This is a genomic window from Streptococcus sp. 263_SSPC (assembly GCF_001071995.1).
Classification (GTDB): Bacteria; Bacillota; Bacilli; order Lactobacillales; family Aerococcaceae; genus Granulicatella.
In genome coordinates this window covers 18,336-34,275 of record NZ_JVNU01000036.1, presented here as the reverse complement: position 1 = coordinate 34,275, position 15,940 = coordinate 18,336, and the positions used below count along the sequence as shown (strand labels likewise).

Annotated in this window: 15 protein-coding genes and 2 pseudogenes; 16 read left to right on the top strand and 1 reads right to left on the bottom strand. The window is 40.7% G+C overall.

What is annotated here, in order from left to right:
- From ADH02_RS05965 to brnQ, 5 genes and pseudogenes are all read left to right on the top strand, one after another.
- Positions 1 to 366 (top strand): annotated as a pseudogene (locus ADH02_RS05965) (hypothetical protein); the annotation flags it as partial.
- 252 nt (positions 367 to 618) lie between these two features.
- The gene (locus ADH02_RS05960; RefSeq protein WP_048713988.1) at positions 619 to 1,200 is read left to right on the top strand and encodes a xanthine phosphoribosyltransferase; all 582 of its coding nucleotides are present in this window, start codon (positions 619 to 621) and stop codon (positions 1,198 to 1,200) included.
- Positions 1,200 to 2,462 carry a nucleobase:cation symporter-2 family protein gene (locus ADH02_RS05955; RefSeq protein ID WP_048783396.1) on the top strand — a complete coding sequence of 421 codons (1,263 nt, stop codon included), beginning with the start codon at positions 1,200 to 1,202 and terminating at the stop codon, positions 2,460 to 2,462. Before ADH02_RS05960 ends, ADH02_RS05955 begins: the two co-directional genes overlap by 1 nt.
- Positions 2,463 to 3,006: 544 nt before the next feature.
- On the top strand, positions 3,007 to 5,019 hold the full coding sequence (metG, locus tag ADH02_RS05950) for a methionine--tRNA ligase (protein WP_048783395.1): 2,013 nt from the start codon (positions 3,007 to 3,009) through the stop codon (positions 5,017 to 5,019).
- Between the two features lie 78 nt (positions 5,020 to 5,097).
- The gene (brnQ, locus tag ADH02_RS05945; RefSeq protein WP_048783393.1) at positions 5,098 to 6,441 is read left to right on the top strand and encodes a branched-chain amino acid transport system II carrier protein; all 1,344 of its coding nucleotides are present in this window, start codon (positions 5,098 to 5,100) and stop codon (positions 6,439 to 6,441) included.
- A gap of 325 nt (positions 6,442 to 6,766) precedes the next feature.
- Here brnQ and ADH02_RS05940 read toward each other — a convergent pair whose 3' ends face one another.
- The gene (locus ADH02_RS05940; protein WP_048783391.1) at positions 6,767 to 7,321 is read right to left on the bottom strand and encodes a GNAT family N-acetyltransferase; all 555 of its coding nucleotides are present in this window, start codon (positions 7,319 to 7,321) and stop codon (positions 6,767 to 6,769) included.
- A gap of 255 nt (positions 7,322 to 7,576) precedes the next feature.
- On the opposite strand from ADH02_RS05940, the gene ADH02_RS05935 reads away from it, so the two are divergent.
- The 11 genes and pseudogenes from ADH02_RS05935 to ADH02_RS05885 all read left to right on the top strand — a co-directional run bounded on the left by ADH02_RS05935 (position 7,577) and on the right by ADH02_RS05885 (position 15,810).
- Positions 7,577 to 8,413 (top strand): ABC transporter ATP-binding protein, encoded by an 837-nt coding sequence (locus tag ADH02_RS05935; RefSeq protein ID WP_048783389.1) that lies wholly within the window; start codon positions 7,577 to 7,579, stop codon positions 8,411 to 8,413.
- Positions 8,406 to 9,107 carry an ABC transporter permease gene (locus tag ADH02_RS05930; RefSeq protein ID WP_048783387.1) on the top strand — a complete coding sequence of 234 codons (702 nt, stop codon included), beginning with the start codon at positions 8,406 to 8,408 and terminating at the stop codon, positions 9,105 to 9,107. Before ADH02_RS05935 ends, ADH02_RS05930 begins: the two co-directional genes overlap by 8 nt.
- 560 nt (positions 9,108 to 9,667) lie before the next feature.
- The gene (locus ADH02_RS05925) at positions 9,668 to 9,940 is read left to right on the top strand and encodes a hypothetical protein (protein WP_048783385.1); all 273 of its coding nucleotides are present in this window, start codon (positions 9,668 to 9,670) and stop codon (positions 9,938 to 9,940) included.
- Complete coding sequence (locus ADH02_RS09750; RefSeq protein WP_082161726.1) at positions 9,876 to 10,172, top strand: helix-turn-helix transcriptional regulator; 297 nt, start codon at positions 9,876 to 9,878, stop codon at positions 10,170 to 10,172. The genes ADH02_RS05925 and ADH02_RS09750 overlap by 65 nt, the downstream gene beginning before the upstream one ends.
- Before the next feature lie 96 nt (positions 10,173 to 10,268).
- Positions 10,269 to 11,627, top strand: coding sequence for a 23S rRNA (uracil(1939)-C(5))-methyltransferase RlmD (rlmD, locus tag ADH02_RS05915; protein ID WP_048783382.1), 1,359 nt, complete (start codon positions 10,269 to 10,271; stop codon positions 11,625 to 11,627).
- Positions 11,628 to 11,962: 335 nt separating this feature from the next.
- Positions 11,963 to 12,274, top strand: a pseudogene (locus tag ADH02_RS05910) (DNA polymerase III subunit epsilon); the annotation flags it as partial.
- Between the two features lie 117 nt (positions 12,275 to 12,391).
- Entirely contained in the window at positions 12,392 to 13,414 is a 1,023-nt protein-coding gene (locus ADH02_RS09205; protein ID WP_053091407.1) for a hypothetical protein, read from the top strand.
- A 38-nt stretch (positions 13,415 to 13,452) separates the two neighbouring features.
- On the top strand, positions 13,453 to 13,767 hold the full coding sequence (locus tag ADH02_RS05900; protein ID WP_048783380.1) for a TfoX/Sxy family protein: 315 nt from the start codon (positions 13,453 to 13,455) through the stop codon (positions 13,765 to 13,767).
- Between the two features lie 20 nt (positions 13,768 to 13,787).
- Positions 13,788 to 14,276: a GNAT family N-acetyltransferase gene (locus tag ADH02_RS05895; RefSeq protein ID WP_048783378.1), complete on the top strand. Its 489-nt coding sequence runs from the start codon at positions 13,788 to 13,790 to the stop codon at positions 14,274 to 14,276.
- A 51-nt stretch (positions 14,277 to 14,327) separates the two neighbouring features.
- On the top strand, positions 14,328 to 15,146 hold the full coding sequence (locus ADH02_RS05890; protein ID WP_048783376.1) for an ADP-ribosylglycohydrolase family protein: 819 nt from the start codon (positions 14,328 to 14,330) through the stop codon (positions 15,144 to 15,146).
- A 46-nt stretch (positions 15,147 to 15,192) separates the two neighbouring features.
- Entirely contained in the window at positions 15,193 to 15,810 is a 618-nt protein-coding gene (locus ADH02_RS05885; protein WP_048783374.1) for an SAP domain-containing protein, read from the top strand.
- Positions 15,811 to 15,940: the final 130 nt, after the last annotated feature.

Genomic DNA, 15,940 nt, shown 5'->3' with positions numbered 1-15,940 from the left:
GCGGCTACAACAACAACAGAAGCAACAACAGCTTCAACAACTGCAGCAACTACAACAACAGAAGCAACAACAGCTTCAACAACTGCAGCAATTACAACAACGGAAGCTACGACAGTTTCAACAACTCCAGCAACAACGACAACAGAAGCAACAACAGCTTCAACAACTGCAGCTACAACAGAAGGTTCAACAACAGGTAATACAACTACAGTTGTTGCTCCAACTCCTGGAACAACAACAACAACTCCAAGCCCAGAATTACCAAATACTGGTTCAATTCGTGACGCTTACTGGGTATTATCAGCAATCTTCGCTACAATTGGTGCAATCGTATTTGTAACAAATAAAAAAGCTGAAGAAAAATAATTTAAAACGTAAATTTTAGACGAGCAGGTTTTCCTGCTCGTTTTTTTGTGCTCTCATCTCTAAAAATGAACGTTACGACTCGATTGATGTCTATTGTTCGTGAAAATATACAAAACGCCACGTTAAACAGTTGCTTTTTCAAAACAAAAACAGTAAAATCATAACTATCCTAACAAACGGTTTAAGAATGTACGGTTTTTGGACCGAGTTGGAGTTGCATTTATTTCTGTCGATTATTTTTAAGGAGGACTTATGAAAACATTAGAAGAACGTATTCTAAAAGATGGCTATGTTTTAGGCGAAAACATCCTTAAAGTGGATTCTTTTCTGACTCACCAAGTGGATTTGAACTTGATGAAAGAAATCGGAAAAGTCTTTGCGGACAAGTTTAAGGACGCTGGTATTACAAAGGTTGTCACGATTGAAGCATCTGGAATTGCCCCAGCGCTTTATACAGCGGACGCGCTTGGGGTTCCGATGATTTTTGCGAAGAAATCAAAGAACATTACGATGAACGAAGGCATCCTCACTGCTGAAGTTTACTCATTTACAAAACAAGTCTCAAATACTGTCTCTATCGCAAGTAAGTACCTTTCCCAACAGGATAAAGTCCTCATCGTCGACGATTTCCTAGCGAATGGACAAGCTGCTAAAGGACTTGTGGAGATTGTCGAACAAGCTGGCGCGAAAGTGGAAGCCATCGGAATCGTGATTGAAAAATCATTCCAAGATGGACGTGGCCTCTTAGAAGAAACAGGCATCCCAGTCTTTTCACTAGCACGCCTAGAACGTTTTGAAAATGGTCAAGTCGTATTTAAGGAGGCGGACTTATAATGCAACAACAAGAAAAACACCCACAGGCCATGGTGCTTGGTCTTCAACATTTATTAGCGATGTATTCTGGTTCGATTCTTGTACCAATGATGATTGGGAAAGCTCTCGGATATAACACAGAACAATTAACGTACTTAGTCTCAACTGACATTTTCATGTGCGGTTTGGCGACATTTTTACAATTGCAATTAAACAAATACTTTGGTATCGGCCTTCCAGTCGTATTAGGGGTAGCCTTCCAATCGGTAGCACCGTTAACCATCATCGGTCAAAACCATGGTAGTGGAGCGATGTTCGGGGCGCTAATCGTGTCCGGGATTTTCGTCGTTCTGATTTCTGGCGTCTTCTCGAAACTTGCACGATTCTTCCCAGCCATCGTTACTGGCTCAGTGATTACGACAATTGGTTTGACGCTTATTCCGATCGCTATCGGAAATATGGGTGGCAATGTTCCAGATCCAACAGCGGGTAGCCTAATCTTGTCACTCGTCACAGTTGCCATTATTTTAGTCATCAACATCTTTACAAAAGGCTTCTTTAAATCAATTTCTATCTTAATCGGATTAGTGATTGGGACAACTCTTGCAGCATTTATGGGATTAGTAGACTTTGCTCCAGTAGTCAAAGCGCCTTTTGTGCACGTCCCAACAGCCTTCTATTTTGGAATGCCAACGTTCGAATTCACTTCAATTTTCATGATGTGTATTATCGCGATGGTTTCCATGGTTGAGTCGACAGGGGTGTACTTAGCACTTTCTGATATTACGAATGATCCAATCGATGAAACGCGTCTTCGCAACGGTTACCGTGCGGAAGGGTTGGCCGTGTTACTTGGTGGTATTTTCAACACATTCCCATATACAGGATTCTCTCAAAACGTGGGCTTAGTGAAAATGTCAGGAATTAAAACACGTCTTCCAATCTACTACGCAGCAGGCTTCCTTCTATTATTAGGACTTCTTCCAAAGTTCGGTGCCTTAGCACAAATCATTCCTGATCCAGTCATCGGTGGAGCAATGATCGTGATGTTTGGGTTCGTATCTCTTCAAGGGATGCAAATGCTCGCTCGTGTAGATTTTGCAAATAATGAACACAACTTCTTAATCGCAGCTGTATCCATTGCAGTCGGCGTCGGCTTTAATAATAGTAATTTATTCAATAGCCTCCCAACAGAATTTAGCATGTTCTTCAAAAACGGAATCGTCATGGCCAGCATCCTTGCCGTCGTCCTCAACGCGGTTCTCAACCGTAAGAAAAAATAAAAAAACTCGTTATCTCCATTCTAAGAGAAGGTCTCCCCACCTTCTCTTTTTTCTTATTCTCCCTTAAAGTTTCCTTGTCTCCAGCGGGCCCGCCTCCTGAAATTGTTCAAAGTATCCATGCACGCAAAAACTACGAGAAGCAAACCCAAACCATTGTGGAGCGGTAAAAATAAACTCAATCCAGTTGGCTTTCCATGTAGATGATTTCGGAGAAGCTTGCGGATTTTATAATCGCAGTAACGGGGAATCGCATCGAATGTGAACTACGCGGAGTAGGGACAATTCCCGTACTCCGCGTTTGAAGCTTCGAAGGTGCAAGACTACAGGCTTGCACCGGTGCCCCGTAACAGCGATTATAAAAAGAATCCGCAAGGATTCTAAGAAATCATCAGCACTAACCAAACTCCAGAAGGCCAAAACTGAATCTCAGCACAATTTCACACCCTCCACAATGTTTTCATTTAGTTTTCACTTCTCGTATTTTTTGCGTAGGTATGGTATACTATGCCTATCTTTAAACAATTTCAAGGAGGCTTAGCCCAACATGGCTGAAGACAAGAAAACATTTTACTTAACCACACCGATTTACTATCCAAGTGGCAACTTACACATTGGTCATGCCTATACAACCGTAGCCAGCGATGCAATGATTCGCTATAAAAAACTACAAGGCTTTGACACTTACTTCTTAACAGGTACAGATGAACACGGACAAAAAATCCAAGAAAAAGCGAAAGAAGCAGGCGTTTCTGAAATTGAATTCGTCGATAAAATTATTTTCGGCATTCAAGATCTTTGGAAAAAGCTAGACATCTCTTACGATGACTTCATTCGTACAACACAACCACGCCATACAAAAGCCGTTCAAAAGATTTTCCAAAAATTAGTGGATAATGGCGATATTTACCTTGGCGAATACGAAGGTTGGTATTCAGTATCAGACGAAGAGTACTTCACTGAGTCTCAATTAGTCGAAGTATACCGCGATGCTGACGGAAAAATGATTGGTGGGGTTGCACCAAGTGGACACGAAGTAGAACTCGTTAAAGAAGAATCTTACTTCTTCAGAATGAGCAAATACGCAGACCGCTTATTGCAATATTACGAAGAACACCCAGATTTCATCCAACCAGAATCTCGTAAAAATGAAATGATTAATAACTTCATCAAACCAGGGTTAGAAGATTTAGCCGTTTCACGTACATCATTTGACTGGGGAATTCCAGTGCCAAACGATCCAAAACACGTGATTTACGTATGGATTGATGCGTTATCAAACTACATTACAGCACTAGGATATGGTAGCGACGACGAAACATTATTCAACCGCTACTGGCCTGCAGATGTGCATTTCATCGGAAAAGAAATCGTTCGTTTCCACACGATTTACTGGCCAATCATGTTAATGGCATTAGATTTACCATTACCGAAGAAAATCTTCGCACACGGCTGGTTATTGATGAAAGACGGTAAAATGTCTAAATCGAAAGGGAACGTCGTAGACCCTAACACATTGATTGAACGTTACGGATTAGATGCACTTCGTTACTACTTATTACGTGAAGTGCCATTCGGTTCTGACGGAATCTTCACTCCAGAATCATTCGTAGAACGTATTAACTATGACTTAGCCAATGACTTAGGAAACTTATTAAACCGTACTGTTGCGATGATTAATAAGTATTTCGATGGAACAATTCCTGCATACACTGCACCTGTTTCAACATTTGACCAAGAATTAGTCGATGCTTCTAAAGCGATGATCGTGGAAGTAGAAGAAGCAATGGAAAACATGCAATTCTCAGTAGCTCTTGCTGCAATCTGGAAATTCGTTTCTCGTACAAATAAATATATCGACGAAACAACTCCATGGGCAGCTGTGAAAGACGAAGCGCGCCAAGAAGAATTAGCACGTACAATGAACTACTTAGCAGAAAGCTTACGTATCATTGCGGTTGCCTTACAACCATTCTTGACAGAAACTCCAAGCCAAATCTTGGCACAATTAGGAATTACAGATAGCGCGTTAATGGATTACCCTTCATTACACACATTCGGCGTGATTCCTGAAGGAACTAAAGTCGTTGAAAAAGGACAACCAATCTTCCCACGTTTAGACGTTGAAGAAGAAGTAGCTTACATCCAATCTAAAATGGGTGGAGCACCAGTTGAGGAAGAAAACACTGACTGGAACCCAGAAGAAGTAGAACTTTCAAGCGAAAAAGAAAGCATTAAATACGACGACTTCGACAAGATTGAATTGAAAGTCGCAGAAGTCATCGAATGCGGACCAGTGGAAGGGGCAGACAAATTGCTTCAATTCCGTTTAGATGCTGGAGATGTTGGCGGTCACCGTCAAATCCTTTCTGGTATCGCAGAATGGTATCCAGACCCTAGCGTGTTCGTTGGTAAGAAAGTCGTGATCGTAGCGAACTTGAAACCACGTAAAATGCGCGGACAAATCAGCCAGGGGATGATTCTTTCGGCTGAAAAAGATGGCGTCCTACAAGTGGTCTTTGCACCAGAAGGAATGCCAAACGGCTCAACAGTAGCATAATTAAATAAAAGAGTATAAGTGACCCTTCGAATGCGAAGAACGACATTTGAAGGGCCGCTTTTTTAAAGGAGTTAACTTATGAAAAAAGGATTATTAACAGGGTTACTGCTTTTCGGATTTTTCTTCGGAGCAGGGAACTTAATTTTTCCACCAACTTTAGGATATCAATCAGCGGATCAACTTTGGCCAGCAGTCATCGGATTTATCGTTTCTGGGGTAGGTCTTGCTATCGGAACATTGTTAATCGGGACAGTCATTAATGGCGGGTTCAAGAAAGAATTGGACGAAAAGATTCATCCGATTTTCTCACTGACATATTTAGTTGCATTATATTTGGCAATTGGACCGTTCTTTGCGATTCCACGTACAGCAACGGTATCCTATAATATCGGGGTAGCACCGTTTCTACCTGATTCAAAATCAGGACTTATTATTTACGCAGCGATTTACTTTGCGGTAGCCTTTTATTTGGCGTATAACCGTTCATCACTATTATCAAGCATCGGTAAAATCTTAACACCGATTTTTGCAGGGTTAATTTTAATCTTAGTGGTTGTTGGAGCGTTTAAATTCGGTCAAACAACACCTGAATTAGCTGGGCAAACAGAATTGACAGCAGCAAAAGCTTTCGGAAATGGCTTTATTGAAGGATATAACACACTAGACGCGTTAGCAGCGGTAGCCTTCTCAGTTGTTGCCGTGAATACGTTAAAAGACTTCCATTTCAGCTCTAAGAAAGAGTACGAGAAAACAATCATGAGCGTTGGGGTCGTAACAGCGATTGGATTCAGCGTGTTATACATCGGACTTGCGTTCCTTGGAAATCATTTCAACGTGGCAAGTGCATTAGCAAAAGATGCAGATTTAAACGTTGGTTCATACGTATTAACAATGGCTTCACGCGAGTTATTCGGTACATTCGGACAAGCCTTCTTAGCGGTGATGGTAGTCATTACCTGCTTAACAACAACGGTAGGGTTAATCGTATCTGTAGGGGAGTTCTTCGAAGAAACATTCCCTCGCTTCTCTTATAAAGTGTATGCGACTGTATTTACATTAATCGGATTTGGTGTAGCAACACTTGGTCTTCAAACGATTATCGCATTCTCACTTCCAGTATTGATGATTTTATATCCAATTACAGTTGTGATTGCGTTCTTCGTATTAGTGAATAAGAAAGTGGCGTTCTCTAAGAGAGGAATGCAGTTAACAGTCGCGTTGACAACGATTATTTCAACAGTTTCAAGTTTAGCGTCAGCGTTGAAATTAGAAGGATTAGCAAAAGCATTGGAAATTCTTCCGTTACAAGGGTTGTCGCTTGGATGGATGGGACCGGCGATTGTTGGTATTTTAATCGCGCTCATCTTACCTGACAAAATCAAAGGCGAAGCATTCGACTTCGAAGCATTTCAAACAAAATAAAAACTGCTAAATAGTGCATAGATGATTACTGCGTATCCCTACGGGGATTTTCATAGTAGCGGTAACGTTGCACCGGTTCGAGCCTCTTCGAGTCTCTCACCTTTAAAGCCTCAAAGAGGGCGTACGGATTTTTAATCCTACGCCCTCTTATTCGTTTTAATGCTTAGCCACGTTACTGCTACTATAGCCCCCGTAAGGTACTCCGTAATCATCTATTTAGTTTGTGCTTATATTTATTTGAAATGTTTCAAACTCTTCAAAAAAGGGACGAGAAATTAAACAAAAAGAAACTCCGGCTGGGATTTCCAGTCGGAGTTTTTGCATGCTAAAGGGCTTCGATAAAGCGCTCAGAGTGAGTTTGCCACATATCGGGATTGAAACGAGCGATTTCAGGAATGAGAATCATGTGGTAGAGTCGGACCGTGCTTCCGTCTTTGATCTCATAGGAGTACTCGTATGAAAATCCAATCCGTTTGGCGAAGTCGCAAGAGTCTGTGTGCGTACTTTCTACTTTTAAATAGAGCTCTGAGATGCCCTGCTCAACAAGGTACGGATGTAATAATTGAAAGGCTTCAATTAAAATGTCACGATGCCAATATTCTTCGAGCAGCGCGAAATCCAATAGATGACTTTGGTCTGTGGAGACTTTCATAAAGCCAATTGGCAGGTCGTAATTCTTCATTTCAATCATAAAAAAGTACGGATCGTTGTCCATTAGGTGTGTATAAAAGTTCTCTGCATTTAAATGAGACGTTGCAGATACCCATGGAAGATTAGACGTTGCTAGAGGGTCCGTTAGCAAAGCCTCTACAATCTCCATGTCAGTTTCGTGAAAGGGCCTTAGAGAGATACGTTGTGATGCTAGTGTAGGTACGTTCATTATCGCTACCCCCTTTCTCTACCTGCATTATAGTTCTAAAAAATAGGAAAGTAAAGAGGAAGAATTGCTTTTACAACAATAATGAAAAGGGTTCCGAAAATCTCTGAAAGAAGGGGATTAATTCCTAGAACTTTGGTTTAAGCTGTCAAATTCTGCCGTCATTTTTTATCGTGACTTTTGTCATGGTGAGTCGTGACGGACGGGCCTACTGAGTGACCTTCGTTTTTGTTAAAGTAGAATCATCAAGAACAACACATGGAGGCAAACATGATTACAGTAGAAAAAATTACAAAGCGCTTTGGAAACAAGACAGCATTAAACCAAATTCAATTTAACGTCGATAAAGGAGAAATCTTCGGGTTCTTAGGACCGAGTGGAGCAGGGAAAACAACCCTCATCAATATCCTCACTGGACAACTAAAAGCTGACGAGGGAACGACACAACTCCTCGGAAAAGACACAAAGGACCTTACCCCGGAAGACTTAGCGCATATCGGACTCGTCGGAGATTCAAGTGGCTACTACGAAAAATTAAGTCTCGAGAAGAACTTAATCGTCTACGCGAAGATTTACGGATTACCAAATAGCCGCGTCGATGAAGTGCTTGAACAAGTCGGACTACTAGAAAGTAAGAAGACAATCGCGGAAAAACTTTCAACAGGGATGCGTCAGAGAATGTTTCTAGCAAGAGCGCTCTTAAACAGACCAGAGTTACTCTTCCTAGACGAACCAACGAGTGGGCTAGACCCAATGACCTCTAAGAAGATTCACCGCTTGCTGGAAGAACTAAAATCAGCGGGCACAACAATCTTCCTAACAACACACGACATGGTCGAAGCCACAGAGTTGTGTGATCGCATTTCCCTACTAAACCAAGGGGACCTAGTGGAAATCGGAACTCCACGAGATATTATTCAAAAATACAACAAAGAAAAACGAGTGAAAGTGACTTTCATCGACCACAGCGAACAAGTGATGGCCTTTGAAGACTTAAAAGACCAAGACATGACACAAGTGGAACTCATTCACTCAATGGAACCAACGTTAGAAGACATCTTTATTCAATTGACAGGAGAGAAATTAAATGATTAAAAGAATTAGCGCCTTAATTTGGCTACGTACACAAATGATTTTAAGCAATGGAGCAATGTTATTCCAAATCGTATTCCCGTACGGAATGTTACTGGCATACGACCATTTCATGAACAAAGACGGCAACCCACAAACAGCCGTACAAATCCTATTCATGATGATTCCGCTAGCGCTTAGCTTATCTGTCGGATCAATGATTACAATTATGCTTGCTGAAGAAAAAGAAAAGAAAAACTTGAAAACACTCTTCTTAAGCGGCATTCACTCAGTAGAATACTTAATTTCAATCTTATTCTACCCAGTAGTTTTAGCATTGATTACGATTGTAAGCTTCCCAATGATTGTTAAAGCGGATCTTTCAGGACGTTGGATGGAATATGGTGCAATCGTTGCGAGTGTGGCTATCTGTGTGATTTTACTTAACTTATTAGTAGGTGCTTTGACAGATACGCAAGCAAAAGCGCAAGTAAATGGTGTGATTCCGATGATGGGGATTGCGTTCTTACCGATGTTCTCAATGTTGAGCGATGCGGTATCAAAAGTGACACACTATACATTTATGGGGAACTTTGTGGATTTCTTTGTCAAAAACGACTTCGCCCTAACTGCCCAAAGCTTCATCGTTCCTGGTGTATGGATTGTGGTGCTACTCGTCTTAAACTTCTTCTTCTTAAAACCTAAAGCAAAGAACTAGAATGAGCTTGAACTTAGTTTAGGATTACTGCGAATCCTTACGGATTCTTTTATAAAAGCTATAACGGGGCACCGTTTCGAGCCTAAAGTCTCTCACCTTTAAAGATTCAAAGCAGGAGTACGTCCTCAAGTGGACTACTCCTGCTAATTCACTTTTAATGCTTATTCCCGTTACAGCTATTATAAAATCCGTAAGGTTCTTCGTAATTTTAAGGATACGAGACATCGCGCTCAGAAATGGAACGTTGGACCGGAACAACGCAAAGGACTCGAGACGAGTCGTGCGGATGTTTCGGGAAACGCACGCCATTTCTGCGATGACGAGTTCAACTACAAATTATGTGAAAGCTTCTAGCGATGGTGCTTTGAGAGTTAAGGCTCCATTGACCACTAGGACTTCGAGTTTAAAACAAGTAAAAATGCCGATTTAATCGTATTTCCTCCAGAGGGCGGGGGCTTTTGGAGGATTTTTTGAGCAAAATAGTATAAGAAGAGAGCAAGATGTATCATGTATGATACGTATCATGCATGATACACTTAAGGAAAAACGGAGGTGTATTTATGAGGTATAAACGTGAATTTACAAAGTCGGACTTTGAAGAATTAGAGGCAATGCCGTATGGGAGAATGGTAAAGGCTGCTGCGATTGTGCAACTGATTGAAGAAGAAGGTGTGACTCCAGAGATGATCGAAAAATGGGGGAGAATCAATGAAAAAGATGGAAGGATGCACTTGGTCTTTGAAGTAGAAGATATTACGGAAGGGGTGAATGGCAGTGAGTTCTATACGAGAAGAAACGTTCACTACTTTAGCTTCCCGGTATCCGAAATTTAAAGAGGACTTAGCTAGAGAACTAGCGATGCACAGGGCATCTCTTCGAATTATTAAACTCCGTATAGAAAGCAATTTATCAAAAGCGGAGTATGCGAAGAAAGTGGGGATTGAGCGAACAAACCTTTCACGGTTGGAAAAAGGGAAGATCAATCCGAAATTATCTACTCTCATCGAACTAGCGCACCAAAATGGGTATGAGGTGGATATTCAGCTCAAACCGTTTGGATATTAAAAAATTGAATTGGCTACTCTGACTCTTGTTGGAGTAGCCTTTTTATTTCCACTAAAAGACGGTATAATAAACGTGATAAACTCTGGAGGAACAGAAATGAAGAAAAACGAATTTTATACAGTAACCATCGAGGATTTAACGCATGAAGGACTGGGCGTTGGGAAGGTCGATGGATTCCCGCTATTTATCGAAAATAGTATTCCTGGAGAAGTCGTTCGTGTGAAGACGATGAAGATTGGAAAAAGCTATGGCTACGCGCGTGTGGAGGAGTGGCTGGAAGTGAGCCCGAACCGTGTGGAAGTAAAAGACGCCCTTGGAACACGTGTGGGAACCATGCCGCTGCAACATATGACCTACGAGAGCCAGCTAGCCTTCAAGCAGCAACAAGTGAAAAATGTGATGACGAAAATCGCGAAGATGCCAGAATTAGAAGTGCGTAGGGCGCTTGGAATGAAGAGTGCGCTGGGCTACCGAAACAAAGCGCAAATTCCAGTGCGTACGGTAGACGGTCTGTTGACGACAGGGTTCTTCAAGAAGAACTCGCATGACTTGATTCCGATTGAAGACTTCCATATTCAAGATCCTGAAATCGACCGCTTGATTGTGGCCGTGCGTGATGTTTTAAGAAAGTATCCAGTGGTGGCGTATGATGAAGCCAACAACACTGGCGACTTGAAACATATTATCGTGCGACGTGGCTTGCGTACGAAGCAAGTGATGATTATTTTTGTGACGAGAACAAAAGTGTTGCCACAAGCGGAGGCGATTGTAAGAGACATTGCAGCGGCGCATCCGGAAGTGGTGTCCATCGTGCAAAACATCCAACCGAAGCCAACGAACGTCATCATGGGACGTGAGACAAAGGTGTTATTCGGGGAAGATGTGTACGAAGAGAAATTGTTTGAATTCACGTTCAAGATTAGCGCGCGTTCATTCTTCCAAGTGAATACCGTGCAAACCGAAGTGCTCTATCAACAAGCCATCGACGCTTCGGACTTGAAGGGTGGCGAGACCGTCGTGGATGCGTATTGCGGAATCGGGACAATGAGCTTAGCCTTTGCCCGAGATGCCAAGAAAGTCTATGCCATGGAAATCGTGGATGATGCGATTGTGATGGCGAAGGAAAATGCGAAGCTGAACGGTGTGACGAATGTACACTTTGAAACGGGTGCGGCCGAGAAAATTATGCCGCGCTGGAAAGAAGAAGGCATCCAGCCAGATGTGATTGTGGTGGATCCACCGCGCAAAGGGCTCGACCTTGCCTTTATCGAAGCAGCATGCGAAACTATCCCAGAACGTATCGTGTATGTGAGCTGTAACCCAGCAACACTCGCTCGCGATCTTGTACACTTCAAGGAACGAGGCTACGAGGCGCAATACGTGCAACCCGTGGATATGTTCCCGATGACTGCGCATGTTGAGACGGTAGTATTAATGTCAAGGGTTGATAAATAAGAGTGTAATAAGATAAGTAAATAAAGGCTTTCCGTGATTTGAGGTCTGGTTTTAAGCCGGAAGGATAATCACGGTTTTTTGTTTTGAGGGAAGATATCTGAAATTGGGGAATTTGAAAAGTAATCAGCCGATACGGTTTTTGATTTGGTGAGTTGATAAGATGGTTGACTAAATAATGGTGAGTTGATAAGATGATTGGCAAAGTTTCTTCGTAACATTGAACTGCTTACTATTCTAAATATTTATCAAATCGGGATTTTTAATACTTGAAAAAACAATGCCTTTATTGTATAACATAAACACCTGATGGAGGTGTAATTATGCACGTAGGATATAGAGAGGGATCTGGCAGGAAAAATGGCAAAGTAGATGAAGCTATTGCACTTTTTGATAAAGCTCGATATAACGGCTATGATGCTCCTGCGCTATATGATTCTTATGCTAAAGCTTATCGAAAAATTAAGGATTACGATAATGAAATTCTCATTCTTGATGAAGGAATTATGCGTAAAACACGGCACGATGTTGGTACTTTAGCGGCTCGTAGGGATAAGGCAATTAAGCTATTATTTGCTAAACAAGAGGCAGAGCGGATAGCTAAGGAAAAATCTGATTTTCTAAAAGCGAACAAAAAAGAGGATATTTAGAGGTTCAAAACGAAGTTAATAAGTTAATATAAAAATATACTAAGACTACGGAGTAAAATCTGTAGGCTTATTTTTTATGGTATAATAAATATAAATTAGAATTTATAGGATAAAAACATGGTAAAAGTAAAAAATAACAAGATAAAAACATACATTCTATCAGCAATAACATTAATATGGCTAGCAGTTTCCATGATACTTTTATATATAAAAAGTAGGACTGGTTATAGAATATTAATTGATTTCTTTGGGTTACAATTAAGGCAAGAAGATGTCCTATTTATTCTTTTACTGATGATTGTAGCTTGGCTTATCTTTTTTCTAAAGCTATTTTGGAAGAAATATTCTAGTAACATTGCTAGAGTTATTCTGGTAACAGGCTGGATTTTATTAATTGCAGGATTCTTATTTGGGTCTTTAATTTTTTTAGGTGGTCATCTTGTAAGTACCTACTATACTTTTATTTCCCCTGATAAAAAACATACGCTAGTAGTTGATGAGGCTTCGTTCTTGCTTTTGTCAAATGTAAGTTTATTTGAAAGGATAAATCCTTTATTTATTGAAGATTTAGGCGCAGGAACCTCCCTCGATGATGGATTTTCACCAATTTCAGCAGGTAAGTACTGGATAAAGTGGGATGGAAATAGGGTTAGCCTTGCGATGTTGGATGAACTTGGGACTGGGACATGGGATGTAGTAAAAGTTTCCTTAGGAGATAGTGATAGGAATGTTCAACATGATAATTTAGACTCTGAGGGCAAGCCTATTGTCTATGAGGAAAATTATTCTCCTACGCTTCCTTCGAAAGATACCATTCATAAACCACTAACTAAACAAGAAATATTAGATAGTTTATCTCTTGAAAATGCTATCATAATACCAAATTCTAACTATGGACTTATAGAGGTTGATAGGGCTATGGCTAGAAGTCTATGGTATTTTGTAAGAATTGAGGAAAATAGGATGATTTATATTTCTGATGCTCCGGATACATCTCCTAAAGTTGAGGGAGAAATTGATTCTGAAGGAAAAATACATTTAAGATTTACGGATATTAATAATAATCAAACCAATTATGAATCTTTAAACCAGGGAAAGACTTGGAAAAATGCTCATAAGTTTTCGGGTAACATGGATTAAATCGGGGTAGACAAATGCAAATTTTGGAGGTATAGATTATGGCTTCAAGTAAAGAATATTTAGATTTCATTTTAGAACAACTATCCGAGTTGGAAGAAATAACATATAGATCAATGATGGGCGAATATATTGTTTATTATCGTGGGAAAATTGTTGGTGGGATTTATGATGATAGGTTTTTAGTGAATCCTGTTAAATCTGCAATAGCATATATGCCTAATGCAAAATATGAGTTGCCGTATGATGGAGCAAAGGAAATGCTATTGGTAGATGATGTTGACAACAAAGAATTTTTAACAGGCTTATTCAATTCGATGTATGATGAGTTGCCTGCACCAAAATCGAAGAAATAATCGAATTTGAGGGGCTTAAAATGCTTGAGATAAAAGAAACAATGATTGAGAATATCAAATGTGTTCAGCAGCTCTGGGCTGATGGGGATGTCATGAAGTTCGTCGGTTTTCCGGACGGCTTACATCAAACAGATGAAGGAATGCAAAATTGGTTTCAGTGGATTAAATCGAACAGACCGACTTTAAACCACTATTCAATTTTCGAAGACGGGAAATACTGCGGAGAAGCGTTCTATGAAATCAACGCAGAGCATCGAAGCGCCGCTCTGGACATAAAATTGTTTGGATTTGCACGGGGATGTGGAATTGCAACGGCCGGGCTCTCCCATGCGATCAAAGAAGCGTTCCTAAACGGTGCAGAGATTGTATGGGTCGATCCGAATCCGGAAAACATGAAAGCAATCGCGTTGTATGAGAAACTTGGCTTTCAGCAGAAAGACTTTCCGGAGTACCTGGTTTCCGAGGATGAGGAGAAAACCTCAATCTATATGGAACTTCGCAAAAACTGATTCATAAGTAAAGTAATTTTATAATGGATATTTTATAAGGAGGGTATATATATGTTAGGAGCAATTGTGGGAGATGTTGTTGGGTCTGTTTATGAATGGAATAATATTAAAACAAAAGATTTTCCATTGTTTAGGGACGATTGTTTTTTCACAGATGATACGGTGATGACCTGTGCTGTGGCAGAAGCCATCATGAATGGTGGACAGAAGGATGACTTCATTGATGCCATGAAGAAGTACGGCAGAATGTATCCAAATGCGGATTACGGAGCTCGTTTCAATCGTTGGCTTATGACCGACAACCGTGAGCCTTACAATAGTTTTGGGAATGGTTCTGCGATGCGCGTTTCTCCGTGTGCGTGGGTGATGGAGGCTACAACAGGCGAGTTGCCGTCCGAAGGGAAACGTCTGGCGCAACTTTCTTCAGAGGTGACGCATAATCATCCAGAAGGAGTTAAAGGCGCGATGGCAACAGCGGATGCGATTTTTATGTGCCGTTATTTCTTTGACAGAAATGACAACCCTGCGGAGATTAAAAGACGCGTTAAGGAACATATCGAGAAAGAGTATGGATATGACCTTTCTAAAACGCTGGATGAAATTCGTCCTACGTATCGTTTTAATGAAACGTGTCAGGATACCGTTCCTCAGGCCATCGTTGCCTTTCTAGAAAGTACGGATTTTGAAGATGCGATTCGAAATGCGATTTCTCTCGGCGGGGACAGCGACACTCTTGCTGCAATCACAGGAAGTATCGCCGAGGCAGCCTATGGAATTCCTGAGTGGATTCAGGACAAGGCCTATAGCTATCTCGATGAGCCGTTAAAAGATGTGCTTAGACGATGGGAAGAAACGGTTGTAATAAAATAATAGATAGGCGTTGTGTGGACTAATAATGAAGGATGGAGGTGATTGTTTGGTAGAAAACAGACCTAGTTTTAAAGAGATAAAATCATTTGAAGAATTCAACCAATACTATTGGTATCGAGAAGAACTTTCCCAAATTTGCAAGTCTCTTGGATTAGAGTATAGAGGGACGAAGAAAGAATTGGTTTATATAATTGAACAATATTTTCAGGGAAATAAAATAGAGAAATCTTTGAGGAAAGGTCTCAAAACTCAATCTGAAGTAATCACTTTAGAGACTCCATTACTGAACTGTGGGTTTTCTTTTAACCAGAAGTTTAGAGATTATTTTGCTGCGGTAACAGGGGTTAGTCCTTTTAAATTTAATGCGGATATGGCAACCGCTTGGAGAAAAGTAAAAAGGGACCATGATCTAAAATTTACGATTCAAGATATGATTAAAATTTATTATGGAGAGTCTGATTACGCCAAGTATGATCGTTCGGCTTGTCAGTGGAATCAATTTTTAAAAGACTTTTGTACGGATGAATGTAGCCAACAGTATACTAACAAGTTAACCGTTGCTGCTATCCTTTGGAAGGAAGTTCGAGATTCAAAGAACGAAAAAGTTTATTCCAAACAGCTTCTAAATGAATATGAAAACAAAATAGAGGCGTATCGTAAATAAGCGACTACTCTTTCTTCTGCCATATATGTTGTTGCGAAAGCTTCTATGTACTTTTAAAAGGATTATGGATAGTGCTCCTCATGCATGAAGGACTACTGGATGTACATCGTGAGAACTTGTTTCATTACCT